Source organism: Epilithonimonas sp. (assembly GCF_036780765.1).
Taxonomy (GTDB): domain Bacteria; phylum Bacteroidota; class Bacteroidia; order Flavobacteriales; family Weeksellaceae; genus Epilithonimonas.
This window is the reverse complement of the sequence record NZ_DAIQCG010000003.1, coordinates 349,603-375,390: the sequence shown is the minus strand read 5'-3', so window position 1 is coordinate 375,390 and position 25,788 is coordinate 349,603. Positions and strand designations below refer to the sequence as shown.

The 25,788-nt window shown below is 33.5% G+C and carries 22 protein-coding genes; 9 read left to right on the top strand and 13 right to left on the bottom strand.

Going from position 1 to position 25,788, the window contains the following annotated elements:
- Window positions 1-11: 11 nt before the first annotated feature.
- The 4 genes from V7P73_RS08270 to V7P73_RS08255 all read right to left on the bottom strand — a co-directional run bounded on the left by V7P73_RS08270 (window position 12) and on the right by V7P73_RS08255 (window position 4,543).
- Window positions 12-1,073: a M48 family metallopeptidase gene (locus V7P73_RS08270; RefSeq protein WP_333852580.1), complete on the bottom strand. Its 1,062-nt coding sequence runs from the start codon at window positions 1,071-1,073 to the stop codon at window positions 12-14.
- Window positions 1,074-2,033, bottom strand: coding sequence for a YjgN family protein (locus V7P73_RS08265; protein WP_333852579.1), 960 nt, complete (start codon window positions 2,031-2,033; stop codon window positions 1,074-1,076).
- A gap of 25 nt (window positions 2,034-2,058) precedes the next feature.
- On the bottom strand, window positions 2,059-2,937 hold the full coding sequence (dapA, locus tag V7P73_RS08260) for a 4-hydroxy-tetrahydrodipicolinate synthase (protein ID WP_333852578.1): 879 nt from the start codon (window positions 2,935-2,937) through the stop codon (window positions 2,059-2,061).
- A 79-nt stretch (window positions 2,938-3,016) separates the two neighbouring features.
- Complete coding sequence (locus tag V7P73_RS08255) at window positions 3,017-4,543, bottom strand: hypothetical protein (RefSeq protein WP_333852576.1); 1,527 nt, start codon at window positions 4,541-4,543, stop codon at window positions 3,017-3,019.
- 169 nt (window positions 4,544-4,712) lie between these two features.
- Here V7P73_RS08255 and V7P73_RS08250 point away from each other — a divergent pair, with 169 nt between their 5' ends.
- Genes V7P73_RS08250 through V7P73_RS08230 form a run of 5 tightly spaced genes read left to right on the top strand, consistent with a single transcriptional unit; the run spans window position 4,713 to window position 9,833 of the window.
- The gene (locus tag V7P73_RS08250; protein WP_333852574.1) at window positions 4,713-5,477 is read left to right on the top strand and encodes a 5'-nucleotidase; all 765 of its coding nucleotides are present in this window, start codon (window positions 4,713-4,715) and stop codon (window positions 5,475-5,477) included.
- A complete protein-coding gene (locus V7P73_RS08245; protein WP_333852573.1) occupies window positions 5,477-6,427 on the top strand; it encodes a bifunctional metallophosphatase/5'-nucleotidase in 951 nt (316 codons plus the stop codon). The genes V7P73_RS08250 and V7P73_RS08245 overlap by 1 nt, the downstream gene beginning before the upstream one ends.
- A gap of 1 nt (window position 6,428) precedes the next feature.
- Window positions 6,429-8,657: a type IX secretion system anionic LPS delivery protein PorZ gene (porZ, locus tag V7P73_RS08240; protein ID WP_333852571.1), complete on the top strand. Its 2,229-nt coding sequence runs from the start codon at window positions 6,429-6,431 to the stop codon at window positions 8,655-8,657.
- Window positions 8,658-8,660: 3 nt separating this feature from the next.
- Entirely contained in the window at window positions 8,661-9,338 is a 678-nt protein-coding gene (gene recO, locus V7P73_RS08235; RefSeq protein WP_313099069.1) for a DNA repair protein RecO, read from the top strand.
- A gap of 3 nt (window positions 9,339-9,341) precedes the next feature.
- A complete protein-coding gene (locus V7P73_RS08230; RefSeq protein ID WP_333852568.1) occupies window positions 9,342-9,833 on the top strand; it encodes a GNAT family N-acetyltransferase in 492 nt (163 codons plus the stop codon).
- A gap of 23 nt (window positions 9,834-9,856) precedes the next feature.
- Here the strand turns inward: V7P73_RS08230 and recG are convergent, their stop codons facing one another.
- The 4 genes from recG to V7P73_RS08210 all read right to left on the bottom strand — a co-directional run bounded on the left by recG (window position 9,857) and on the right by V7P73_RS08210 (window position 15,917).
- Entirely contained in the window at window positions 9,857-11,944 is a 2,088-nt protein-coding gene (gene recG, locus V7P73_RS08225; RefSeq protein ID WP_333852566.1) for an ATP-dependent DNA helicase RecG, read from the bottom strand.
- A gap of 96 nt (window positions 11,945-12,040) precedes the next feature.
- Window positions 12,041-12,574, bottom strand: a complete 534-nt coding sequence (locus tag V7P73_RS08220) for a thioredoxin family protein (protein ID WP_333852564.1) — start codon at window positions 12,572-12,574, stop codon at window positions 12,041-12,043.
- A gap of 58 nt (window positions 12,575-12,632) precedes the next feature.
- A complete protein-coding gene (locus V7P73_RS08215) occupies window positions 12,633-14,144 on the bottom strand; it encodes a peptide MFS transporter (RefSeq protein ID WP_333852562.1) in 1,512 nt (503 codons plus the stop codon).
- Between the two features lie 96 nt (window positions 14,145-14,240).
- Window positions 14,241-15,917: a peptide MFS transporter gene (locus V7P73_RS08210; RefSeq protein ID WP_333852560.1), complete on the bottom strand. Its 1,677-nt coding sequence runs from the start codon at window positions 15,915-15,917 to the stop codon at window positions 14,241-14,243.
- Between the two features lie 131 nt (window positions 15,918-16,048).
- On the opposite strand from V7P73_RS08210, the gene V7P73_RS08205 reads away from it, so the two are divergent.
- Window positions 16,049-16,558, top strand: coding sequence for a GNAT family N-acetyltransferase (locus tag V7P73_RS08205; protein ID WP_333852558.1), 510 nt, complete (start codon window positions 16,049-16,051; stop codon window positions 16,556-16,558).
- Window positions 16,559-16,639: 81 nt separating this feature from the next.
- Here V7P73_RS08205 and V7P73_RS08200 read toward each other — a convergent pair whose 3' ends face one another.
- The 3 genes from V7P73_RS08200 to V7P73_RS08190 all read right to left on the bottom strand — a co-directional run bounded on the left by V7P73_RS08200 (window position 16,640) and on the right by V7P73_RS08190 (window position 21,342).
- The gene (locus V7P73_RS08200; protein ID WP_333852556.1) at window positions 16,640-18,310 is read right to left on the bottom strand and encodes a peptide MFS transporter; all 1,671 of its coding nucleotides are present in this window, start codon (window positions 18,308-18,310) and stop codon (window positions 16,640-16,642) included.
- Between the two features lie 83 nt (window positions 18,311-18,393).
- A complete protein-coding gene (locus V7P73_RS08195; protein WP_333852554.1) occupies window positions 18,394-19,059 on the bottom strand; it encodes a hypothetical protein in 666 nt (221 codons plus the stop codon).
- A 147-nt stretch (window positions 19,060-19,206) separates the two neighbouring features.
- Window positions 19,207-21,342: a S9 family peptidase gene (locus tag V7P73_RS08190; protein ID WP_333852552.1), complete on the bottom strand. Its 2,136-nt coding sequence runs from the start codon at window positions 21,340-21,342 to the stop codon at window positions 19,207-19,209.
- Window positions 21,343-21,611: 269 nt separating this feature from the next.
- On the opposite strand from V7P73_RS08190, the gene trhO reads away from it, so the two are divergent.
- The 3 genes from trhO to V7P73_RS08175 all read left to right on the top strand — a co-directional run bounded on the left by trhO (window position 21,612) and on the right by V7P73_RS08175 (window position 23,959).
- Window positions 21,612-22,976: an oxygen-dependent tRNA uridine(34) hydroxylase TrhO gene (gene trhO / locus V7P73_RS08185; RefSeq protein WP_333852550.1), complete on the top strand. Its 1,365-nt coding sequence runs from the start codon at window positions 21,612-21,614 to the stop codon at window positions 22,974-22,976.
- A gap of 12 nt (window positions 22,977-22,988) precedes the next feature.
- Complete coding sequence (locus tag V7P73_RS08180; protein WP_333852548.1) at window positions 22,989-23,558, top strand: 5-formyltetrahydrofolate cyclo-ligase; 570 nt, start codon at window positions 22,989-22,991, stop codon at window positions 23,556-23,558.
- 164 nt (window positions 23,559-23,722) lie between these two features.
- Window positions 23,723-23,959, top strand: coding sequence for a hypothetical protein (locus tag V7P73_RS08175; protein ID WP_333852547.1), 237 nt, complete (start codon window positions 23,723-23,725; stop codon window positions 23,957-23,959).
- 34 nt (window positions 23,960-23,993) lie between these two features.
- On the opposite strand, the gene V7P73_RS08170 is transcribed toward V7P73_RS08175, so the two are convergent.
- Entirely contained in the window at window positions 23,994-24,590 is a 597-nt protein-coding gene (locus V7P73_RS08170) for a hypothetical protein (protein WP_333852545.1), read from the bottom strand.
- Window positions 24,574-25,665 carry a hypothetical protein gene (locus tag V7P73_RS08165; protein WP_333852543.1) on the bottom strand — a complete coding sequence of 364 codons (1,092 nt, stop codon included), beginning with the start codon at window positions 25,663-25,665 and terminating at the stop codon, window positions 24,574-24,576. Before V7P73_RS08165 ends, V7P73_RS08170 begins: the two co-directional genes overlap by 17 nt.
- Window positions 25,666-25,788: the final 123 nt, after the last annotated feature.

Genomic DNA, 25,788 nt, shown 5'->3' with positions numbered 1-25,788 from the left:
CTGAACCTTTTTTATTGTTTTAAATTATCAAATGCTTTTTGCAATTCGGGATTTGACGAAAAAGAGTAATTATTTTTGTCCATCAAAGTTTTGGAATAATTCATTCTGTCTTTGGTCAATGGATGGGTTGATAAGATTTTTGGAACTTCCAGATTATCACTTCTTTCGAGTGTTTTGAAGAGTTGATACATCCCTTCCGGATTGATTTTATTTTGTTTTAAAATCTGATAAGAACCTTCATCAGCCGATTGTTCAAATTCTCTGGAAAAAGACAAATTGTTTAGCTCATTGGCGTTATTCGCTAGAGTTGTCATAATTCCATTCACATCGCCAACAACTAATGAAACGATGGCATATCCGGCGATACTTCTTGCCAAAATTTTTGTACTGTGTCTTTCTTTGATGTGAGTTGCTTCGTGTCCTAGAAGAGCTGCTAATTCATTCGGATTTTCAACTTTTGAAAGCAAGCCGGAGTAAACAACAATAGTTCCATCAGGCAAAGCAAAAGCATTCATTTCTTTATCATTAATAACTTTGAAATGGAGTTTTCTCTCGGTTCCAAAATTGATAAGATTAGCAAATTCCTGAAGTTTTTCAGACTTTTTTTCATCAATATCAGAAGTCGATTTGATTTGCTGAAAACTGGTGTTTCCGATTTCTTCATCGAAACTAATTGGTAAAATATCAGTGATTTTTTCGCTGACATACGGAATGATGAAAATGTAAAAACAAGCGATAAGTGTGATTACGGAGACAAGAGCCGTTAAATAAAACTTCGGACCGAAATCCAAAATGTTTTGATACCACGATAGATTTTGGGAAGTTTTTGCAGACTTATAGATTCTATCAACAGTTTCGGGATTTTCGATTTTGATAATTTCGTGGAGGTTGTCTTTTTTGGTGATAGACAGTATTTCTCCATTTTTTTCAAATTTAATATCCTGAAAATTCCATACAAATCTTCTGTTTTCAAAATAAAAAGTTACCTGATTATGCAGAAAAACTTCTAACTCCACAAAATGCGGTTTAGAAGTTTTTCCGTCAAAATATTTTGCTCGTGCCGTGATTTTCATTTAGATGATACCAGAAAGGTCCATTGCATCCAAAGCCTCGTCGCCAAAAGCATTTTTGTATTCTTCTTCTGTTTGCTGAAGCGAGTCCAAATTGATGTTACCTACCATCTCCAGACTGCTGAAAAGCTTAGTCAAAGTTCTTACTTCTACAAAAGCATATCCTAAACCTAATGTAAACATCAAAATCAACATATTGATAATCAGTAATTCGAAGATGTCTCCAGCGGATAATTTGGATTGGAATCTTACTTTCTCATTACCATTGTGTAAAGTCAAATGATCAAAATAAAATCTCAAGATATCTCTCTGGAACCAAAAACTGTAGATGCCTAAAGTAACGTATGTCAAAATAATACCTTTGACATTCAGCCAAAAATAGTCACTTCCACTAGCTTTATATTTGAACTCAGCGCTTCCAAATTTCACATTGCTTAACGTATAATTACGAATATCCGTCGTCATCCAGAAACTATAAATTCCGAAAGTAATAATCGTAAGGAATAAATCTTTGAAATATATTTTCATTAATGTCCCTCTGTCGCCTCTGTATCCAAATCTTACGCCTCGCCAGTTGGTTCTGGACATTCTGTATTTGTAAAATCCGTGGATGGCAAAAGGAATAATTACTAGAAAAAACATATAAAATAGAAAGACAGAAATCCCCATCAGAAATGTATTTTGAGTTTTTATCGCAATAATAATTCCGATGTAAAAAGCCGCAACAATTCCAAAAATCTTTATAAAACCAATAAACATCTCTTTTCCGGTTCCTGTGAACTGAAAATTATCGCCTTCCAGATAAGAATTGGCGTAAAGATATTTGAGTGTTCTCTCTTTTGCCCAAGGATAATAAAGTCCTAGAGTAATGATTGTCAAAAGCCAGTTTACGACTACAACGCCAAAAAAATCGCTGCCTTTTCCTTTGAAAGAAAAGTTGTAAGTTTTAATCTGTGTTTCCATTAGTTTTTAATTTAGTTATGTGGATTTAATGTTCTAATTTTTGCATTTCTTCTTTTATCTTTTCCTGAAGACCTTCCGAAGCTGGAACCAATGGAAGTCTCAGGTAGTTTTTAATTAAACCTTTTTCAGCAAGAATGGTTTTCACACCACAAGGATTACCTTCTGCAAAAATCAATCTTGTAATTTCTACCAAAGAATTGTGAATCTTGTAAGCTTCGTCCACTTCTCTGTTACGAGCCAGTTTTACCATTGTAGAAAACTCTTTTGGATAGGCTTGCCCGATTACAGAAATCACGCCATCGCCTCCAGCCAAAGTTACAGGCAAAGTATACTCATCATCGCCAGACATTAATGAAAAGTTTTCAGGTTTTTGTCTCAAAATATCGAAATACTGAAGAATATTCGGAGCGGCTTCTTTCACCATAAAAAGATTCGGGAATTCATTCGCTAGACGCAAAGTTGTAGAAGCTTCCACATTTTGTCCTGTTCTTCCTGGAACATTATAAATAATGATTTTTTCACCAGTCTCTGCCAAAGCTTTATAATGCTGATAAAGTCCTTCCTGATTCGGTTTGTTGTAATAAGGAGAAACTGATAAAACAGCGTCAAAATCGGATAAATCTGTTTCCTTGATTTGCTTTACAACTTCAGCCGTATTGTTTCCACCAATTCCTAAAACTAGTGGTAATCTGTTATTATTGATCTTCGTGATGTGTGCAACAACTCTGTCCTTTTCTTCCTTAGAAAGTGTTGCAGCTTCTGCTGTAGTTCCCAAAACAACTAAGAAATTGGTTCCGTTGTCTATATTATAATCGATTAATTTGGTAAGAGAATCAAAATCTACGGATAGATCTTCATTGAAAGGTGTTACCAAAGCTACACCTACGCCTTTTAGCTGACCCATTTTTTATATTAAATTTTATTTTTCCAAATTTATTATTTTCAGAGAGTTTATGACTTATATAATCCGAAAAATTTTCTAATTAATGTTTAAGTTGGAAAATGGTGATAGAATCGTATTCTTTTTGCCAGGTTTTTATAGGGTTCTTATAAGACTTTGTAATGCTATAATTTTTCAAATCCAAAGAATCTAATTTTTCTTTTGTCATAGAATTTTTGATAAAATAAGTAGGTTTACCTTTTCTTACCTTTACAAAAATACCAATGAAGCTGTAATCGTCATCTGCAATGAAAGCTGATGGGAGATTGATATAATTAATATTGTTCTTTTTTAAAAACTGATCAAATTTCAAAGTAGAAATTTCATTAAAGAAAGTTTTGTTAGCAACTAGTCCATCTGCAGGAATGATATTAAGATCAGAATAAAAAGCAAGTTTTCCGGGAAAATCATACGTGAATATCCTTGAATTACGTGGTAAAGTACTTTTAAGTTCCTCAGCAAAGACTTTTACTTCATCTTGTTTTTTATCTGAGATTTCAGATTTTTTATCTAATAAGGTAAATTGAATACTGAAATTACTACTCATTTTAAAATACCCAATAAGACAAGAAATTAAAATTCCCGAAATCAGAATAGGATAAACAAAGTAATTGGAATTTCTACTTTTTATTAATAATAAAATAAGGTCTCCAATCAATAAAATTAAAACCAAAATTTGCGCAACATAATACCATTGCCCAATTTGAGATTGAAAACCAATGTTATAAAGAATTTGAAATAATGAACCTAGTGCAAAGAAAAATTTTAGAGAATGATATTTTGTATTCTTTATAAATATTAAAAATAATATAGCGATAATATTGATTGCTAAGAAAAACTTGCTAATAATAGATAACGATAGATTAGGTTGTAGATGTGGGAAAGAACTTTTTATTCTTCCACTAATAGGGACAAAACTTCCAAACCAATAAAAATTGCTTAATAGATAAGTTCCCACAATTAATAAAATTATAATTCCGGATTTTAAGAAAACTCTATAGTCCCATTTTCTTTGAACTAAATAATAAAGCCCTAGAAATGCTAAGAGGAAAATATTATCCAATCTGCTAAGAAAAACAAGTGAAAACAATAACCCGAAAACCCAATCATTGCTTTTTTGTCTTGCTAAGAACCAAAGTAACAAGCAAAAACATAAAAGATTAAGATGAGCCTCGATAAGATAAAGGGTTCCTAAGCTGAAAAATAAAATACTGATGCAGGAAAATCCCAAAATTTTACCAATAAGATTATCTCTGAAAAAGACCTCTAGCTTTTTGAAGCTTAATAAAACAAAAATGACTTGGAAAGCCCAAAGTATATAAACTACATTTTGTTTTGCAAACGGATTAATGAATTCTGCAATGACACAACAGATCATCCAAAGAGGATGATAACCATTAGTGAGATAAAGATCATTAAAATATGAACCTCTGCCTTGTACAATATTAAACGCAATCTGCGGATAAAAAAAACCATCATCCGATGGGAATTTTGCAGGATTAAAAAGAAAGAATATTGAAGAAAAACAAAACAAGAAATATCCGAAGTAACTATTAATCGTGGTTTTCATTAATTAAGAATCAATAATGTGGCTATAAAGATATAATAAATAAAAAGATTTTTGATGTCAAACTAATGACATAGTTTTTATGTTTTTATCGGAAAATTAATAATTCTATGATTGTCAATTTAAATTATTTAAGGATAAAATCATTAAATTTGTAATCAAATTTTTTTCAATGAAAAATAAAATTTTTGGACTTGGTATTGCCAGTTTGTTGTTGATTGGTTGCAAAACGCCGCTCAACATCGCAAACATCCATACCGAAAAGAATATTTACATTACCAGTGATCTCAATGAGGATAAGGAAATGGCTGCCATCATCCAACCTTATAAGCACGAGCTGGAAGGTAAAATGAATACCAAAATTTCTCATACCAATACAGAACTTAATAAATCAGGCGATAACAGTAATCTTGGAAATCTTTTGGCAGATTACACTTTTGAAGGGGCTGATGAGTGGGCAAAAAAGAACAATGTTCCGCCAATGGATGCTGCAGTTATTAATATTGGAGGAATCCGAACCATCATTCCAAAAGGTGATATTTTGACGAAACAGATTTATGAAGTAATGCCATTTGAAAATGAAGTGGTAATTATCAAAATGAATGGTAAAGATGTAGAAGGTTTGTTTGATTATTATTTGAAAACTCAGAAAAATAATCCGGTTTCTCATTTGGTTATTGAAACAGAAGAGAACAATTCAATTTCTAAAAAATTAATCAACGGAAAAACTATCGATTATAATAAGACTTATTACATCGCAACATCAGATTATCTGGCTTTGGGAGGCGATAATATGTTCTTTTTCAGTAAAGGCGAAATGATATCGACAGGAATAAAAATGCGTGATCTTTTCCTAGATAAGTTCAAACAAAACCCAGAGGTTTCTTCTCCAGACGATGTAAGATTGATTTTCAAAAACAAAAAAGTGCAAGAATAATGAAAAGAAAAGAATTTCTAAAATATATCGGTGGCGGAAGTCTTGCTTTGACGCTTGCACCTAATCTTTTGTTGGCAGAGCAATTTGATATTCTGAAAAATGAATCAGCACACAAGTTGACAATTCTACACACTAACGATCAACACAGTAGAATCGAACCATTTGATGCTTCTTATACCAAAAATCCAAATCAAGGTGGATTTGCGAGAAGAGCTTCATTAGTTAAGAAAATCAGGAGCGAAGAAAAAAATGTTTTGCTTTTGGATTCAGGAGATATTTTCCAGGGAACGCCTTACTTTAATTTTTTCGGTGGCGAGTTGGAATTTAGACTAATGAGTATGATGCAATATGATGCTTCTACAATGGGAAATCATGATTTTGATAATGGTTTGGATGGTTTTCTAAAAGTCCTTCCGAATGCAAAATTTCCTTTCATCTGTTCCAATTACGATTTCAAGAATACAATCCTAGACGGAAAAACTGAACAATATAAAATCTTCAACAAAGGCGGAATCAAAATCGGGATTTTTGCTGTAGGAATCGAACTGAATGGCTTAGTTGGTAAGAAAAATTATGGAGAAACAATTTATCAAAATCCAATAGAAGTTGCTCAACATTATGCTGACTTTTTAAGAAATGAGAAAAAATGTGATTTGGTAATTTGTTTATCTCACATCGGTTTTGATTATAAAGATGATCCGGAGAAAATATCTGATAAACATTTGGCTGCAAAAACTTCAGGAATAGATTTAATTTTAGGCGGACACACGCATACTTTCTTAAAAGAACCATTAATTTTTCAGAATAAAATTGGTAAAAATGTCATTGTCAATCAAGTAGGTTGGGCAGGGATTTTATTAGGAAGATTAGATTTTTATTTTGATAAAAATAAGAATGTGAAAAATATTTCGTGGAATAATCAGTTAATAGATGAAAACATAATTGTTTAGAATGAAGAAAATTTTATTAATTATATCAGTTTTTACAGCACTGATTTTTCACGCGCAAACCAGCAAATGGAGCGATCTTTTCTCATACAATAACGTCCTGAAAATAAGAGAAGATGGTGACAGATTAATAGCTGCCACAGAAAACGGAATTTTTTATTATTATCCAGGAACTGGCGAAATCAAAAAATTGTCAAAAGCAAACGGACTTCACGAGGTGAAAATTTCAGCGTTTGATTATAATCCAGCAACTCAAATGGGAATTATTGGTTATCAAAATGGTTCTTTAGATGTAATCACACCTAACGGGATTTTTTTGATTGTAGATATTCCTTTGGCAACAGGTTATAATGGAAGCAAAAAGATTAATCATATTTCAATCAATGGAGATCGAGCCGTAATCTCTGCTGGTTATGGGGTTTCTATCTTCAATATTACCAAAAGAGAGTTTGGAGATACCGCATTTTTTTCAGCCGGAGGGATCTATGAAGCTGTAAATTCTGCTGTTGAGAAAGATAACACTGTTTATGTAGCCACTGATAAAGGTATTAAGTTTCATCCAATCAACGCAACATTTGCTTTATATTCTGAATGGAATACCAATATTATATTCTCGGGCTCTTTCAAAAAAATTGATGCTACAGGTGGTACTATTGCTTTTGCTGATGCAACGCAGGTAAGATATGGATCTGGGACTAGTTTTTCTACTATTCCAGGAACTTTCAGTGCGATTCAAGATATTAAAGTTACCAATAATCAGATTGTTGTAACAGATCAGACTCAGGTTTATGTTTACGGAACAAACGGTATCCAACAAAAGAATTTTAACGCTGAGGAATTAATAAATACAGCATTAATTTACAATGACCAATTATTTACAGGAACTCAAATTTCAGGACTATATAATGAACTGAAAAATGGTTTCAAGCCAGACGGTCCTTACAATAATGCCTCCTATAGGTTATCATTATTGAATGATCAAATATGGATATCTTCTGGAGGTCGAGATAGTTATAATAATGCCATAGTAAGGAATTTAGGTTATTATCATTTTGATGGAAGTAAATGGATTTATCCAGAATATTTTAAAGTGAATATGGGTTTTAATGTTTTAGACGTGGTTCCAAATCCATCTAATGTTTCAGAAGTTTTTTTTACAAATTATCGTCCAGGATCTGATCAAAAAGGAATATTTAAAATGCAAAATGATCAATTTTCAAAGTCTTATATTACTGATGGCTCGTTTTATAATCGCCCTGTTGGATTATCTTTTGATGATCAAAATAGATTATTTTGTAGTGCAATGCTTTTGAATATTGGAAATGGGACTATGGGATACTATTTATATAATAAAACTTCAGATAGCTTTATTTTAAATCCTGTTGCGAATGTTGGAGGTGCTCAAGCTCCTGTTACTAAAGATGGAGTTTTATATATTGCTTCTCCTTTTTCAGGTGATGGAGGTCTTTTAATGTATAACTATAATAATACAGATTCAACCTCAGATGATTCATATAAAGTTTTAAAAACAACAAATAATTTACCTGTTAATGGGACTTCAAGTGTTATTGTAGATAATAATGATGATGTTTGGATCGGATCGAGAGAAGGATTAAGGATTATATCAAATCCAAAAGCAGCAATTTTAGAGGAAAATCCTCAGACAGATCCCATAATTATTGAAGAAAATGGTTTAGCTGAAGAGCTTTTTAGAGATGCTGAAATTTTACAAATTGCTGTGGACTCGGGTAATCAGAAATGGGTTTCGGCCAATGGTGGTGGAGTATTTTATATAAGTCCATCTGGAGATAAAACAATCTATCATTTTACAAAATCCAATTCTCCATTGCCTAACGATACTGTTACTGATATTAAGGTTGATAATAACACGGGAAAAGTATATTTTGTAACATTAGATGGAGTGATGGTTTATCAAGGTGATGCTTCTGAGGTTACATCCAATTTTGGAAATGTCCTAGTCTACCCAAACCCAGTAGTTTATGCTCAATATAAAGGTAATGTGAGAATAAAAGGTTTGGCACAGAAAACCAATATCAGGATTACGGATGCTGCAGGTAATCTAGTCCATTCTGCAGTGGCGAATGGAGGCTATTTTGAGTGGAATCTTAACAACCAAAGAGGAGTGCGGGTAGCTTCAGGAATCTATTATGTTTTGATGACCAACGAGGATGGAACTGATACTGCTACAGCCAAAATTGCTGTCGTAAATTAAGAAATGACCCAAGAAGTTTTTTTACTGTCTTATACGAAATATGGAGATCACGATGCTGTTCTCCATTGTTTTTGCAGAGAAAACGGATTCGAAAGTTTTTTTGCCAAAGGTATCTATGCTCCCAAAAATAAAAAAAAGGCATTTCTTTTTCCTCTAAATGAACTATTGGTTTATACTTCTGACAAAAAAAAAAATATCCAGAATGTTATCAAATTAGAACAGAAAAATTCTGAACTTTTCACGTCTGATATTAGAAAGAATTCGATTTTATTTTTCATATCTGATTTGTTGCATCAAGTTCTTAGGAATGAAAATCAGAATCAGAATATTTATTCGGAAATTTCTCTTTTTCTGAGTCAATTACAAATGGATAATTTCCAATCACATTTGATATTTATTTTCAGATTATTGAAACAGCAAGGTTTACAGCCGTTATTCTCTGATAAAACTTATCTGAATCCTGAATCAGGAAACTTTGAAGACATCGAGTCTCACCATTTTTTTAATCAAGATATTTCAGCAATTTGGAAGGAGCTGATTGTCTCGCAAAATCCGTATGACATTAAATTAAGCAGATTAGGGAAACAGAATTTTCTGGATTCGGTTTTAGTCTACTTTCATTATCATTTTACAGATTTCCGAGAACCAAAATCCTTGGAAATCATCAAAGAAATTTTTTAAATTATGATTATTAAAGCCGAACAAAAAGACATCTCTGTTATTCAAGATTTAGCAAAAAAATCTTGGAGTTTTGCTTATGCTGATATTTTGGAACAGGATCAGATTGATTATATGTTGGATTTGATGTATTCCGAAGAAACGCTTAATGAACATTTTGAAAATCCGAATTATCATTATTATTTGATACAGGAAGACAATCAATTTTTAGGCTTTGTTGGGTTTGAATTCCATCTAGAACCGGAAACCACAAAACTTCACAGGATATATTTTTTAAAAGAAGCGCAAGGAAAAGGATTGGGCAAAAAAGCTTTGCAGTTTATTATCAATGAAGCTGAAAAATCTGGTGATAAAAGAATTATATTGACAGTTAATAAAAATAACCAAGCCAAAAATTTCTATCAATCTCAAGGTTTCAAAATCTATGATGAAGCGATTTTCGACATTGGAAACGGCTATGTGATGGATGATTTTCTGATGGAACTGCTTTTGAAGTAAAATTCTTATAAACTTCCAACTTTCTAACTAATCTGCGACCATTTATTTTTTCCTTTGTATTGGCGGATATAGTATTGTTTCATCACCTGATTATCGGGATGATTGAGAAGAGAATCTTTCTCCAGAATTCTTTCTACAGTTAGTTTTGAAGCTTTGATAATGGCAGAATCTTCTATCAGACTTAGTTTTTTGAAATCCACAACACCACTTTGCTGAGTTCCCAAAATGTCGCCTGGACCGCGCAATTCCATATCAACTTCCGATATTTTGAAACCATCGTTCGTCTGAACCATTGTTTTGATTCTGGTTCTGCTTTCTTTGCTCAGTTTATCATCTGTCATCAGGATACAATAACTTTGCTCTGCGCCTCTTCCAACACGTCCTCGCAACTGATGAAGCTGTGATAATCCAAATCTCTCGGCGCTTTCAATCACCATTACGGAAGCATTCGGGACGTTCACACCAACTTCTATCACTGTTGTTGCCACCATAATTTGAGCATTTCCGGAAGCAAAGAATTGCATATTAATATCTTTTTCTACAGGTTTCATTCGTCCGTGAACCATTGTTACATTATAGCTTTTGAAAAAATTCATAACCTGATCCATACCTTCCATTAGATTTTTATAATCCAAGGTTTCAGATTCTTCAATCAAGGGATAAACGAAATAAATTTGACGACCTTTCTCTATTTCTTCTCTGCAAAATTGATAAACAGAAAGCCGGTCTTTTTCTCTTCGGTGGGCGGTAATAATCGGTTTTCTATTAGCCGGTAATTCATCAATCACAGATACATCTAAATCAGAATAAAAACTCATCGCCAAAGTTCTAGGAATTGGTGTTGCCGTCATTACTAGAATGTGTGGTGGAATATTATTTTTTGCCCAAAGTTTCGCCCGCTGAGCTACTCCAAATCTATGCTGCTCATCAATAATTGCTAATCCCAGTTTATGAAATTTCACTTTATCTTCTAGAATAGCGTGTGTTCCAATCAAAATGGAAAGTTGTCCATTTTCCAATTCCTCGTGAATAATTTTCCTTTCCGAAGTTTTGGATGAACCAGTCAAAAGTTTGACGTTGATATCTGTATTTTTTAATAATTCTTTAATTGAATTGAAATGTTGCTGAGCCAAGATTTCTGTCGGAGCCATAAGACAAGATTGGAAGCCGTTGTCCATCGCAATCAACATTGTTAATAATGCGACCATTGTTTTTCCAGAACCAACATCACCTTGCAACAAACGATTCATTTGGGTCGAACGTTTCATATCGGTTCTGATTTCTTTCAGAACTCTTTTTTGAGCGTTGGTTAATTCGAAAGGAAGATTGTTATTATAGAAATTTGTGAAATGATCGCCGACAATCGGAAACGGATTTCCGAATGATTTTGTTTTCTGATGCAGTTTTTTCAGTCCATAACCTAATTGGAAGAAAAACGCTTCTTCGAATTTCAATCGTCTGTCAGCCGCTTCAAAATGTTTAAAATCTTTTGGGAAGTGTATGTTGTAATAAGAATTTAATCTTCCCATCAACTTCATCGATTTCAAAATATAATCTGGCAAATTTTCTGAAATCAGTTGAGGTAAATCTTTTAAAATGTTGAAGATAATATTCTGAAAAAGCTTATTATTAATTCCTCGCTTACTCAGTTTTTCACTTCCCGGATAAACGGGCAAAAGTGTTCCTGATAATGCTTTTTTTTCGTCCGCTTCAATCTCAGGATGTGGCATAGAAAAATTGCCGTTGAAAAAGTTGACTTTCCCAAAAATAAAAATTTCTTTATTCAGTGGAATCGAGTCTTTCATCCAATTGGTGTATCGGAACCAAACCAAATCCATCGTCCCGGTTTCATCCCGAAATTTTGCGGACAAACGTTTCCCTTTTTCGTAAACAACTTCTTGGATATCCGTGATTTTTCCCTTCAACTGGATATCTGCATCGGGTTCTTTTGTCAAATCCCCAATTTTGTAAATCTTACTCTTATCGATATATCGAATCGGGTAGAAGGTCAATAAATCTTCCACAGTCGTGATGCCCAACACGTTTTTGATGAGTTTTGCGCGTTCGGTTCCGATGTTTTTGAGAAATTCTATAGAAGTTTCTAAAGTCAAGAAAGAAAAATTTGTTCCGACGAATTTCGGGAAATTTTATTGTAAAATAAAATAGGGGATATAATAAAAAACATCCGAATTCGGATGTTTATATAATTAATCTTTAATCTTTGACTTGAACTTCTTCTGATAGCTTTCCCATTCATTTCTGGTTTTGATCGTTTTGTACTCATCAGAAGCAATCATAGAAAAATAGGGTTCTACTTCTTTCGCTTTCAGAAATCCGGAAAGACTAGTAATCGGATCTGTTTTTTCATCCAAGAAAACCATTGTCGGAATCATATTGATGTTCATATATTTGGAAAACTGATGAAGTCCGTTTTTAGATTTTTTGCCTTTATAATCAGGATTTGTGAATGTGTGTGCGGCAAAACTAACCGTTTCGTTCCCATCACTTTCAAACTTAACGGCATAAAATTTTTCATTGATAATTTTAGCAATCTCTGGATGATTGAAAGTGAATTTGTCCATCTCTTTACAAGGTGCACACCAATTTGCATAGAAATCGATAATAATTTTCTTTGGTTCTTTTTTCTGTGCTGCGAGCGCCTGAGTCATCGTCATCCAATGAACTTGAGCAAACCCAGAAACTTGAATCAGAAATAAAGTTAATAATAATATTTTTTTCATCTGCGTGTTTTATATTTCGGTTAATTTCTCATAGTCATAGACGTCTGAATGGTTTAAATTACTTTACACCCTGCATTAGTTTTTTTACAAAAGGTGAAATCAAAATTAATATTACTCCGGCAATCAAGGCATATAATCCCAATTGTTTATATCCATCGGTGTAAGTGATAAGAGCATCATAGTTATTAGCTCCGGATTTTACTTTTGCTAATCCAGCTCCAATTTGTCCCGCAACGTATTGCCCGTAAGCAGATGCGAGAAACCACATTCCCATCATCATTCCTTGTAACTTTTCTGTAGATAATTTTGTCATAATGGACAATCCAATTGGAGACAAACATAGTTCCCCGAAGGTTATCACAAGTAGCGCAATGGTAAAGATATTAAGAGACGTTATTCCTTGAAGATTCGCGAAAAACTTAGTTCCAAAAAGAACATAATAGCCTAATCCTAATAATATAAATCCTAATCCAAATTTGTTGATAGTGTTTGGCTCCAGTTTTTTTTTGCTTAACCAAATCCAAAATAATCCTACTAATGGCGCTAAGAAAATGATAAAGAATGCACCTCCAGAGTTATTAACACCATTGGGATCCAATCCGAAAAGGTCTTTGTTTAGGTTATTGGCTGCGAAAATACTCAATGAACCACCACTTTGCTCGTAGATTCCCCAGAATAGGATTGAGAAGATAATGAAAATCAAAGCTGCCCAAAGTTTTTTTCTTTCAGAAGAATTCACTTTTGTCATCTCATAAAAAAGATACAATAATGTCAAAGGTCCGACTGTCCACATAAAATAATCCGTGTATTGTGGAACAGAAACCATCGTCATAATCAACGGAATAAAGACTAATGATAAAATGTAAACACCATATTCTTTCCATTTTTCAAGAGGCGAAAAAGTGCCGTCGGAATTCAGTTTTTGAGGAGCAAGTCCGATTGGACCTAATTGTCTTTGAGTAAAAATGAAATTAATCAAACTAATAACCATTACAATTGCTGCCAAACCAAAAGCAACGTTCCATCTTTTATGTTCTGGAATTAAATCAGAGAACATTTCTCCTTTTCCTATAGCAATGCAAAGATATCCGCCTAGAAGTGCTCCAAGATTGATTCCGGCATAAAACAAAGAGAATCCGGCATCTGTTCTTGTATCATTGGCTTTGTATAATTTTCCAACCATTGTGGAAATATTCGGTTTAAAAAATCCTGTTCCTACAACAGTGAACGAAATTCCCAAAAAGAAATAATCGTGCGGGTTAGTGGCAAGAATAAGACTTCCGATAATCATCAAAATTCCGCCCCAAAAAAGAGATTTTCTGAATCCTAAAATTTTATCAGCGAACAAACCACCGACAAAAGTAAAGGCATAAACAAAAGCCTGTGTTGCGCCGTATTGAAGATTGGCTTGTTCATCGCCGAATTTCAGTTGAGAAATCATAAAGAAAACGAGCATCCCTCGCATCCCGTAGAAACAGAAACGTTCCCACATTTCTGAGAAAAATAAAGACCAAATTTGTTTGGGATATTTTCCCTTGAAACTCTGGATTTCTTCAAGTGTAAGATTCATCGAATATAATTTTGTTTTATGTTAAAAATACAAACAAATTTAAATAAAAAAACCACCTAAACGGTGGTTTGAATTTATAAATAAATGTGAAAGTTTTTACTTCACACCGTGCATCATTTTTTTCAAGAAAGGAGAAATCAATGCTAAAATAATTCCTGCAATTCCACAAAGAACAACGAATACCATAAAGAATTCATAAAGATTATGGATTTCAAATCCTGCAAAAGTGTGATTTGCTAATGGGATTTGATTTTTTGTGAGCAATTCTGTTTGAGCTGTACTCAATGTTACTTTTTTGTCCAAAACATCTTGAAGATTAACTCCTAATTCTTCCGCTTTTTTAAACTTATCTCCTGTTGCTGGCATAATTGAACCAAGTGTTCCTGCTAGTGCGTAACCAGCTGCATTCGAGATAAAGAAAACACCATAAAGTAAAGATGCAAATCTCTTAGGCGCCAATTTTCCAACCAATGATAATCCGATTGGGGATAAACAAAGTTCACCGCAAGTCTGCAAGAAATATAGTAAAATCAACCATTTAATAGCTAATAAGCCTGAGCTTCCCAAATCTTTTACATTATGTGCAAGTATAAAATAACTGATTGCTATAACAACTAATCCAATGGCTTGCTTCAAAGGTGAAACCGGTTCTTTTCCTGCGCCTCTCAACTTATCCCAAAGGAAACTGAAAGGAACTGCCATTACAACAATAAATAATCCGTTGAAAATCTGAACCATTGATGGTGGCATATTCCAGCCAAAGAAGTTTCTGTCGGTTTGATTATCTGCAATGAAAGTTAAAGATGATCCAGCCTGTTCAAACGCAGCCCAAAAGAAAATTACAAAAAATGAAACGACATAAATAACCAAGATTCTGTCTCTTTCGATTTTAGTAATAGATGAATCGGAAATAATTAATCCAGCTAAAGTTAGGCCTGCAGAATATACTAGTGAATAAACAACATTTTGTCCAATTCCGTAATGGAAAAGAAGCCCTAACAATACAAAGGCGATAACAGCTCCAATAACAGATTTTTGAGAAAATGATGCAGATTGTGCTTCTCCTTCTTCAAAGTCATCAACAGTATTGTTTTTTGGAAGTCCACCAATTGGTCTGCCTTCTGGCGTTACTACATATTTGTTTTTAAGCAATAGGAAAGTAACTGTACCTAAAAACATTGCCAAAGAAGCGGCTAAGAATCCCCATTTGAATGCGTGGATATCTCTGATTCCGTCAACACTTTTCACATCGCCTAAAATTGGACAAATCAACTGACCCAAGAATGCACCTAAGTTGATTCCCATATAGAAAATGGTAAATGCAGAATCCAATTTGTTCTTTTCCTGTTTTGGATAAAGACTTCCCACCATAGATGAAATGTTCGGTTTGAAGAATCCATTACCGAAAATAATAATACCCAAACCTACCCAAAGTAAAGTTTTTGCAAGGTCAAGATTTTCTCCAAATAATGTTGCACTAAAGAATAGAATCAACTGCCCAACTCCCATCAGCGTTCCTCCAAGAAGAATACAATATCTGTTTCCAAGATATTTATCAGCGATGAAACCACCCAACATTGGCGTTAAATAACAAAGAGCCAAAAATCCACCATAAATAATAGAGGTTTCTGACTCGATAATTCCAAGGGAATTAATCATAAAAAGCGTCAACAACGCTCTCATTCCATAGAAATTAAAACGCTCCCACATTTCTGTCCCGAAAAGGACCCACAAACCTTTAGGATGTTTTGAATTAGTCGTAACTGTATCCATATAAATTAATTGTTAAATTTTCTTAAAGGTAACAAATATAGTTTTTTTTCATAAACGTAGGCGATTCCAGATGCTGTTTATGCAAGATTTAATAAATCATATTTTACCAATTTACCTTAACTTTGTCTTTTATGGAAATGAATTTAGAATTTAGAAAAGCAATTTCAGAAGATTCTTCAGCGATTTGGGATATATTGCAAGACGCTATTATAAGAAGAAAAAATGATGGTAGCAGACAATGGCAGGATGGCTACCCGAATCTTGAAACTGTGAAATCCGATATAGAAAAGGGATTTGGCTATGTTTTATTAGTTGATGGAATTGTTGCAGGTTACAGCGCATTAATTTTTAATGATGAACCTGCTTATAAAGATATTGAAGGAGAGTGGCTGACCAATGGTGATTTTCTGGTAGTTCACAGAGTGGCAATTTCGGATAAGTTTGCAGGAAAAGGATTGTCCAAAAATATTTTCAGCTTTATCGAAGATGTTGCCAAGGAGAATAATACTTTTAGTATTAAAGTTGATACCAACTTTGATAATCCTGCAATGTTATCCATTCTAGAAAAATTAGGATATCAATATTGTGGAGAAGTCCATTTCCGAGGAAGTGCTAGAAAAGCGTTCGAAAAAGTCCTTTAAAACTAATTTATAACTCAAAAAAAGCGAAATTAATCAGATTAATTTCGCTTTTTTAATTTAGAAAAGGAACTTTAATTATAATTAATGTCCGCTTTCTCTCATAATTTTATTTAATCTCTTCAACATCATCAATCCCAATAACGTTGCGAAAATCAAAAGTCCAAAATTAACCAAGAAATAATTGGCTTTATTTTCATAATTGTACCAAGTGCTTGCAAGGATTCCGGACAATTTGTTCCCAACCGAATTAGCTAAGAAAAATCCACCCATCATCAAAGCTGTCAATCTTGCTGGAGATAGTTTGGAAACGAATGATAATCCCATCGGTGAAAGACAAAGTTCGCCAATTGTTACAACACCATATCCAGCAATCAACCAAAGTGCAGATACTTTTTCAGCACCATTGTTTCCTGCATAAACAGCGCCAACCATTACCAAACAAGATAAACTGGTGATGAATAATCCCAACACAATTTTACTCGGTGTCAAAGGTTCTTTTCCTCGTTTTCTAAGCATTGCCCAAACACCCACGATGACAGGCGTTAAAGCAATTACCCAAAATGGATTGATGGATTGGAATAATTCTGTGTTATAAAGGAAAACAGGCTTGTCAGTTTTAGTTTCCAGTTCAGCTCTTCTTTCTGCCGAAACATTCCTGAAATAAATATCTTTTCCGGTTTCTTTCAAAGTTTTTCCGTCAGGATCTTTCTGAGAACGAAATTGTTCATCATAAATCGGAGTTTCTTTATCTGCATAGCTTTTTTCTTCAACCAAATAAAGTGAAGCCAAAGGTTTTTCAACAGATTCTGAAACGCTTCTATCTGTGTAATAATTGGCCCATCTTGTCAACGCAGTTCCATTTTGCTTGAAAACCGCCCAGAAAAACATACTGATTAAGAATATCGAAAGCAAAGCGCCAATCGCAGGTTTCTCCAATGGATTGGATTTGAAATAAAGCGAAACATAGAAGTAAATCACAGGAATACAAGCGAAAATAAATGCATCCGTATTTGTGCTACCAAAAATATTAGTTCCAAAAATCATGGTAGGAACAAACCAACCGATAACGCCTGCTATAATCGCGGGAACAAAAACTTTCATTAGAATTTCGGATAGTTTGGTGTCACCTTCTTGGCTCGGCTTCATAACCGCCGCGTGTCTGTAATGTTTCATCCCGATGGTGAAAATTACTAACCCAAGCAACATCCCGACTCCAGCAGTTATAAATGCTTCGCCCCAACCGAATTTGTTACGCATAAACGCTGCAATAATATTACAGATAAACGCCCCGATATTGATTCCCATATAGAAAATATTGTAGCCAGAATCTTTGTTGGCTTTATAAGGTTCTTCGGAATAGAGATTTCCCAAAAGTGTAGAAATCGTCGGTTTGAAGAAACCATTTCCAATAATAATCAATGCGAGAGAGCCATAGAACAAAGGCAAATCTTTGAAAACTCCAACGCCAATATAACCTGCGGCCATCAAAACGCCCCCCAGATAAATGGATTTGATATAACCTAAAACGCGGTCAGCTAAAAAACCGCCAAGAAAAGGCGTAAGATAAGTCAGAGCTATGAAAGTTCCGAAGATATCATCGGCATCTTTATCAGGGATTCCCAATCCTCCGGCAACGCCTTGAGGTTCTATCAAATAGAGAACAAAAATTCCGAGAATCAAATAGTACCCGAAACGTTCCCACATCTCGGTAAAAAACAAAAAGGGTAAACCTTTTGGATGTTTAGTCTTCATAGTGTCAATTTTCACAACGTTTCCAAAAATAGTATTTTAAATTTAATAAATAAGAAAGCCTTTCAAATTTGAAAGGCTTTTGGTTATTTTTTTGTTGACATCGGTGGTGGTGGAGAAGTATATTCAATAATTTCTGCAGTTTTTGATTTTTCAGCTTTTACCAGACCATTGATGAAATTTTGCATTTCTGCTTTCCCTTTATCAAAACTATTTTCATATGAAAAAGCAAAAGAACTAGCATAACCTTCTTCTGTAAGATAGTAATTTCCAATGTATCGGAAATCTATTCCTTTTGTATTGACAGAATAATCCAGAAACAAAACTTTGATTCCATTAACCGTTCTATACTCTGTCTTATTAATCTTAAAATAATCTACAGATCCTTGTAAAGTTGATATTTTAAGTTCCAGCAGATTTTTAAGGGTTTGTATAGGAACAATTTCAGAAATCAGACAACCCATCATCATTACATTTGGATTTTCCGAGTTCTGGAATGTATATTCTGCAGTAGGAAGGTTGGATGTTTTAGAAGTTCTCCATTTTTTTGGATTGATATAGATTCCGGCTTCAATTTTTTTACTTTTCAGAAGAAAAGTAGATTCTTTTGATTTTACAAATGCAGTTTCATTTGTTTCAATTCCATCCAATGTTTTTTCATCAGTTTCATTTACAAAACGCCAAGTTTTATTATCAAAAAGTACCACTTCTTTTCCATCTTCGGTAAGTGCTTTTACTTGAGAGCTAGACAATGAATAAATTGTTATAAATAAAAATGTAATAATTTTTTTCATGGTTGTTTGGAGTAAAATTTTCCCAAAAATAAGTCTTTAAATTTTAATAAATAAAAAAGCATTCCCAATTATCGGAATGCTTTTTTATTTTATTAGAATTAATTCTTACAAATTCTCCAAAATAAAATTCGTCATCTTCTCATAAAGCTGAGGTCTGGTTTGTCCGCCATAGATACCGTGATTTTTATCCGGATAAGCCATAAAATCAAACTGTTTTTTGTTTTGAATCAAAGCCTCAGAAAACTCCATTGAGTTCTGGAAATGAACATTGTCATCGGCTGTTCCGTGGATCAAAAGAAATTTCCCTTTCAACAAATTAGCAAAAGTTGTTGGTGAGTTTTGGTCATAACCTTCCGGATTTTCCTGTGGCGTTTGTAGGAATCTTTCGGTATAGATGCTGTCATAATATCTCCAGTTGGTAACCGGTGCAACAGCAATTCCCATTTTAAAAACATCAGCACCTTTTGTCAGAGCCAAAGAAGTCATATAGCCACCAAAACTCCAACCGAAAATCCCGATTCTAGATTTGTCAATATAAGACTGGTTTCCAAACCATTTGGCGGCAGTAATTTGATCTTCTATTTCATATTTGCCTAATTGTTTGTAAGTTACTTTTTTGAATTTTGCACCTTTATAGCCCGTTCCGCGTCCATCTACACAGGCTACAACGTAACCTTTCTGAGCTAGCATTTCGAACCAAATTCCGTTTCCGCCATCCCAAGAATTGGAAACCTGCTGAGAACCCGGACCAGAATATTGGAACATAAATAATGGATATTTTTTATTAGGGTCAAAGTTTTTAGGTTTGATAATCCAAGCGTTCAATTGGTCTCCAACAGAATTCGGAATGGTAATGAATTCTTTGGTTACGAAATTATCTTTCTGAAGTTTAGAAAGCAACTCGTTATTATTTTGAAGTTCTTTAATTTCCTTTCCGGAAGCATCTTTCAAGACATATTTGTTTGGAGAAGACGCTGTTGAATTAGTATTAATAAAATAATTGAAAGATTTGCTGAAACTTGCAGAATTATTGCCTTCCGGATAAGAAATCAAAGTTGTTTTTCCAGAATTGATATTCAACTTGGAAACGACTTTATTAAGACTTCCTTTTTCCGTTGTCTGGATGTAAGCTTCTTTGGTTTTTGGGTTGTAACCATAGTAATCTGTGATTTCCCAATTGCCTTTCGCTACTTGTTTTTTTAGCTTCCCTGATTTATCGTACCAATACAATTGTCTGTAACCATCGCGCTCCGAAGCCCAAAGGAAAGAATTGTCGTCTAAAAACTCCAAGGTCAAGTTGTCGGTTTCTATCCAAGCGTTATCGGTTTCTGAAAATAATTTGGTTAAGTTTCCAGATTTTGTATCCACTTTTATCAAATCTACTTTGCTGTGATGTCTGTTGCTTGTTGCGATGACAATTTCGTTTGCATCGTTGGTTTGCCAAAGTTGTGGAATGTAATGATTCTCGAAACCTGAAATATTTAACGCAGTTGTTTTTGCTGAATTTAATTGATAGAGATTAGCAGAAACGGTTGAGTTGGTCTCTCCTGCTTTTGGATACTTGTATCGCATCTCCTTTGGATAAAGCGATTTTCCGTAGATTGGAATATAGATTTCCGGAACTTTCGACTCATCGAATCTCACGAAGACAATCGCATCACCCGCTTTGTTCCATTGGTAATAATCTGCATGAGAAAACTCTTCTTCATAAACCCAATCTCCTAATCCATTAATTATAGAATTTTTCTTTCCGTCAGTTGTAATCTGCGTTATTTTTCCGGAAGTCAAATCCTGATAGAATAAATTATTATCAGCAATGAAAGCTACTCTGCTTCCGTCTGGAGAAAATTTCGGTTCCTGAATCCAGTTTCCATTATTAAGTGGTGTTACTGTATTCGATTTCAAATCCTTCACATCAAATTTCCCCAAAAAAGAATGTCTGTAGATATACTGACTTTCTTTTTGTAACAAGATTTTAGACTCATCTGCTGAGAAAGTATAAGATTCGAAGCTTCCATCCACAATATTGCCAGATTTCTGAGATGTTTTGTAATTATATTTGGCAATACCATCTTTCTCAATTGTAGCATAGTTTTCACCGTCGTTAAGGGATGCAATTCCTGCAATGCCTTTTCCACGATAGTATCCGGAGTATATTTTATCAAGTGTAATTTCTTGTGCATCAATGTTTTGTGAGAAAACTGCTGTCATCATAACAACAGAAACAAGGATTTTCTTCATTTTTCAAATTTTAATGACGTAAATATAATAAAGATAAATTGTTTTGAATACAATCTTTGGAACATCGAATTGTAAATGCGTGAGGGATAGTAGTGGAAATCCTTTTCTGTTTATAAAACAGAAAAGATTGTAACGGATAGCCCGACCCAAGATGTGGCTTTAGAATGGGAGAGGGACACGCCGAAAAACTGACAACTATCAACCAATAACTATCAACCAAAAATCCTTATCTTTGCACCATTATTTTTCTCACTTAAAACGTTTATAGCATGCAACTGTACAACACCTTAAGCGCAGAAGAAAGAGCTCGACTTATCGATGAGGCCGGACAAGAGCGCCTTACATTGTCTTTCTATGCGTACGCCAAAATTGAAAATCCCAAAAAATTTCGCGACGATTTATTTATAGCCTGGAATGCGCTAGATGCACTCGGCCGTATTTATGTGGCGCACGAAGGAATCAATGCTCAGATGAGTGTTCCCGCTGAAAATTTTGAAGCCTTCCGGGAGACGCTGGAAGTTTATGATTTTATGAAAGGCATCCGCCTGAATGTCGCTGTTGAGCAGGATAATCACTCTTTTTTGAAGTTAACTATCAAAGTTAGAAACAAAATTGTTGCGGATGGTTTGAATGACGAAACTTTTGATGTCACCAATAAAGGAATTCACTTGAAAGCTCAGCAATTCAATGATATGTTGGCGGATCCAAATACAATTGTAGTAGATTTCAGAAATCATTACGAAAGTGAAGTGGGTCATTTTGAAGGTGCAATTACACCTGATGTTGAGAATTTTCGGGAAAGTTTGCCGATTATTAATGAACAATTACAAGATTTCAAAGAAGATAAAAATCTTTTGATGTATTGTACTGGTGGAATCCGTTGTGAGAAGGCAAGTGCTTATTTCAAACATCAGGGTTTCAAAAATGTTTACCAATTAGAAGGCGGAATTATTGAATATACACGTCAAATCAAAGAAGAAAACATTGAAAGTAAGTTTATTGGAAAGAATTTTGTGTTTGATCATCGTTTAGGAGAAAGGATTACAGACGATATTATTTCTCAGTGTCACCAATGCGGAAAACCTTGTGATAATCATACGAATTGTGCCAATGATGCTTGTCATCTATTATTTATCCAATGCGACGAATGTAAAGCAATAATGGAAAATACTTGCTCAACAGAATGTAACGAGATAATCCATTTACCTCAAGAAGAACAAATTGCTAGAAGAAAAGGTCTTCAGGTAGGCAACAAAGTTTTCAGGAAAGGAAAATCCGAAGCTTTGAAATTTAAAAACTCCGGAGATTTATCAACTCAGACTTTAGCCAAAGCTACAAAAGTTGAAACGAAAGATATTCGACAAAAAATTAAAGTTAAAAAGACTTTGGTTGGTAAAGCAGAACATTATTTTACCAAATCTAAGATTGCACAGTTTTTAATTGAAAATAATGAACTTTCTGTAGGCGATAAAGTTTTAATTTCTGGCCCAACAACTGGAGAACAGGAAATCACGATTACTCAGATTTTTGTTGATGGCGCATTTAGCAATACAGCTAAAGTTGGAGACCAGATTACTTTTGAGCTTCCGTTCAGAGTTCGTTTGTCTGATAAGTTATATAAAATTTTAGATTAAATCATTTTTACGATGAATCTTAGTCTCACCAAAAAGGAACTTAGAAGCATTTATAAAGAAAAAAGAATGGCCTTATCTCAAGATGAGGTCAATTTTTTGTCCAAAAAAATCTTTGATAAGTTTGTTTTACAATTTAATATTATTGAAAATCAAAAGGTTAGTGTTTTTCTACCTATTGAAAAATTTAATGAGATAAACACTCAGATTTTTATAGATTATTTTTTTGATAAAAAAGTTCGTGTTTTTGTGCCGAAAATTCAAGGTGAGAAAATGATTACTGTGGAGATTTTTCATAATTCAGAATTTGAAATTAACAATTGGGGAATCAAAGAGCCTATTTCTAATATTGATGCTAATGTTGAATTAGACTACGTTTTAACACCATTATTATATTGTGACCAATTTGGAAATAGATTAGGCTATGGAAAAGGTTTCTATGATTATTTCTTTTCAACAGATTTGAAGATTCTTAATAAAATTGGTCTAAATTTCTTTTCTCCAAATGAAGACATCGCTGATGTTTTTGAGAAAGATGTAGCTTTAGATGGATTAATTACACCTATTAGATATTTTGATTTTTGATTTAAGTTATTGATAAACAGTGCTTCTTATTTGTAAAAATATTTACAATGATATTACAAGTTATTTAGTAATGATTTTTGTCAGACCGTTCTACCTTTGTCTTGTAATTATGAATGAATAATTAACGAATAAAATATATAATAATTAATTTAAATTTTTAGAAAATGAAAAAGTCATTATTTGTAGCTGCTATCGCTGCTATCGCCCTTGTAGCTTGTAAAAAAACTGATAACGTAGAAGCTGCTGCTGTTGATTCAGTAGATGCTGTTGCTGATTCTGCAGTAACTGCTATCGATTCTACTGCATCTGCAACTGTTGATTCAGTTAAAGCTACTGCTGACTCTGCTAAAGCTGAAGTAAAAGCTGACGAGAAAGCTGCTAAAGAAGAAATCAAAAAATAATTAGATTCCAAATCTAGTTTTAAAACAAAACCCGCTAATTAGCGGGTTTTGTTGCTTTTATAGTGTCAGAATCCTTTTTGTAGAAATTGGTAAAGTAAAACTTAAACTCTTTCTGAAATTTGACTGGCGATGCTTTCAGTGTATATTGTGCTTTTCTGTTGACTGTTGTGATGTAAGTTCTTTTGTTATCGTAATATTCAACATCGAAGTTTGCAAAATCCAAAGTGTCGTTTTCTTGTATCGTTTTTGAGGTAGAAAGTTTACTCACTTTAGCGAATTTCACTTTCAAACTATCCATTTCTTTTAACAAAGGAGTCAAGTTACTGGAATCTTTTGATAAAAAATGAGCCTGCATTTGTGTGTAAATAACAGAATCTATTTCTGTGTCTTTATTACCAGAAGTGTAAAGCGCAGATAAGTCTAACAAATCCTGAACTTTTTGAGTCGTAATTAGATTAATTGCCTGCAAACTATCCAATTTTGTTTTAGAATAAGTTCCATTGTTGTTGGCATTTCTGATAATTTCTATAGAATTTTCGTCGCCTTCATATTTTTTATTGCACGAGATTACTGTAGCGGTTATTATAGTTAAGCCCAATATCCAACAATATACTTTATTTTGTTTTTTCATCGTCAGTGATTTTAAATTTAATCATTACAATTTTTCCGTTTTTCATTTGAGAATCTATCACTTCCAGATTTTCCAAACTCGTAGTAGGAAGCGTAACCAGCGAGATATATTTCTGCTTGTCCATCGTTTCTATTCCATAAATATCACTATCAACGACCTGATAAATCAGTGCATTATCACTAATTAATCTGTTCAATTGCTGCGTTTTTTTCTTGAAATCCTTTATCGATTTTGAGTAATAATATAACTGAACAGCATATTCATTAGGTTTCAGCTCGATATTTTCTGTTTCAGGTGCATTTGTCAAATCCCGTGTAATTTCCTCAGACTTATAGAAAGGAGAAGAAATAATCATCTTCAAGCTTTTACTCTTTGTTTCATATACGAAAGGAGAATTCGGTTTCACCTTAAAAAGAATTGGAGATTCATTTTCTCTGATGATTTTAACATCTAGTTCGCCTTTTATTGATGAGTTCCTGTCCGCATCTGTAAAAGCGTAAGTATATTTTTTATAGAACAAATTGTCATAAAATATTAATATCAAGACAATTGCGAATAGGAAAGCCGAAATTCCCAACCATAGATATCTTTTTAAGAAATTTTGTTTTTGACTTTTGAAATTGATATTTTTATTAATCTCATCAAAAGCTTGATTGTCAATAGAAACTGGAGGCTTTTCCGTAATTGGATTTTGAATTGGTTCTACTGTAACTTTTTCGATTGGATCTTCTATTGCAGGTTCGGAAACTACCACAGTACTTGTTTCTTCTACAGTTTCTGCTATCGGATTTTTCTTTTTAAAATCAGACCATGAATTAAAGCCGGAATAAACGGATAAGATATTCAGCATATCAATTCTAGGGATTTTTTCCTGAGAATTATTCTTGAAGTAAGTGTAAAAAGTTTTCTCGCTGATATTCCCTTTTGCTTTTTGTCTCAAATCTTCCTGAAAATAAATAATATCTATTCCTTTCCATTTGGAAATATCATCATAAGCTGGGGAATGTGTCTCAAGATATTTGTCCTGAACAGCCTTTTTTAAGGATTGAAAATGTAAAAATTCGGTATCGCTCAAAATTCTATTTTATTCTTAATTTATTGATTTACAGTATTTGTTATTTGTAAATCGTGTTTTACAAATATATTACAATTAATTTTCAAAACAAAAATATTTTATCGATATAATTTTGCCCTGTTC

Excerpts from the sequence above, each read along its gene's own strand:
- V7P73_RS08270 (WP_333852580.1), bottom strand. The coding sequence starts at position 1,073 with ATGAAAATCACGGCACGAGCAAAATATTTTGACGGAAAAACTTCTAAA.
- V7P73_RS08265 (WP_333852579.1), bottom strand. The coding sequence starts at position 2,033 with ATGGAAACACAGATTAAAACTTACAACTTTTCTTTCAAAGGAAAAGGC.
- dapA (WP_333852578.1), bottom strand. The coding sequence starts at position 2,937 with ATGGGTCAGCTAAAAGGCGTAGGTGTAGCTTTGGTAACACCTTTCAAT.
- V7P73_RS08255 (WP_333852576.1), bottom strand. The coding sequence starts at position 4,543 with ATGAAAACCACGATTAATAGTTACTTCGGATATTTCTTGTTTTGTTTT.
- V7P73_RS08250 (WP_333852574.1), top strand. The coding sequence starts at position 4,713 with ATGAAAAATAAAATTTTTGGACTTGGTATTGCCAGTTTGTTGTTGATT.
- V7P73_RS08245 (WP_333852573.1), top strand. The coding sequence starts at position 5,477 with ATGAAAAGAAAAGAATTTCTAAAATATATCGGTGGCGGAAGTCTTGCT.
- porZ (WP_333852571.1), top strand. The coding sequence starts at position 6,429 with ATGAAGAAAATTTTATTAATTATATCAGTTTTTACAGCACTGATTTTT.
- recO (WP_313099069.1), top strand. The coding sequence starts at position 8,661 with ATGACCCAAGAAGTTTTTTTACTGTCTTATACGAAATATGGAGATCAC.
- V7P73_RS08230 (WP_333852568.1), top strand. The coding sequence starts at position 9,342 with ATGATTATTAAAGCCGAACAAAAAGACATCTCTGTTATTCAAGATTTA.
- V7P73_RS08220 (WP_333852564.1), bottom strand. The coding sequence starts at position 12,574 with ATGAAAAAAATATTATTATTAACTTTATTTCTGATTCAAGTTTCTGGG.
- V7P73_RS08215 (WP_333852562.1), bottom strand. The coding sequence starts at position 14,144 with ATGAATCTTACACTTGAAGAAATCCAGAGTTTCAAGGGAAAATATCCC.
- V7P73_RS08210 (WP_333852560.1), bottom strand. The coding sequence starts at position 15,917 with ATGGATACAGTTACGACTAATTCAAAACATCCTAAAGGTTTGTGGGTC.
- V7P73_RS08205 (WP_333852558.1), top strand. The coding sequence starts at position 16,049 with ATGGAAATGAATTTAGAATTTAGAAAAGCAATTTCAGAAGATTCTTCA.
- V7P73_RS08200 (WP_333852556.1), bottom strand. The coding sequence starts at position 18,310 with ATGAAGACTAAACATCCAAAAGGTTTACCCTTTTTGTTTTTTACCGAG.
- V7P73_RS08190 (WP_333852552.1), bottom strand. The coding sequence starts at position 21,342 with ATGAAGAAAATCCTTGTTTCTGTTGTTATGATGACAGCAGTTTTCTCA.
- trhO (WP_333852550.1), top strand. The coding sequence starts at position 21,612 with ATGCAACTGTACAACACCTTAAGCGCAGAAGAAAGAGCTCGACTTATC.
- V7P73_RS08180 (WP_333852548.1), top strand. The coding sequence starts at position 22,989 with ATGAATCTTAGTCTCACCAAAAAGGAACTTAGAAGCATTTATAAAGAA.
- V7P73_RS08175 (WP_333852547.1), top strand. The coding sequence starts at position 23,723 with ATGAAAAAGTCATTATTTGTAGCTGCTATCGCTGCTATCGCCCTTGTA.
- V7P73_RS08170 (WP_333852545.1), bottom strand. The coding sequence starts at position 24,590 with ATGAAAAAACAAAATAAAGTATATTGTTGGATATTGGGCTTAACTATA.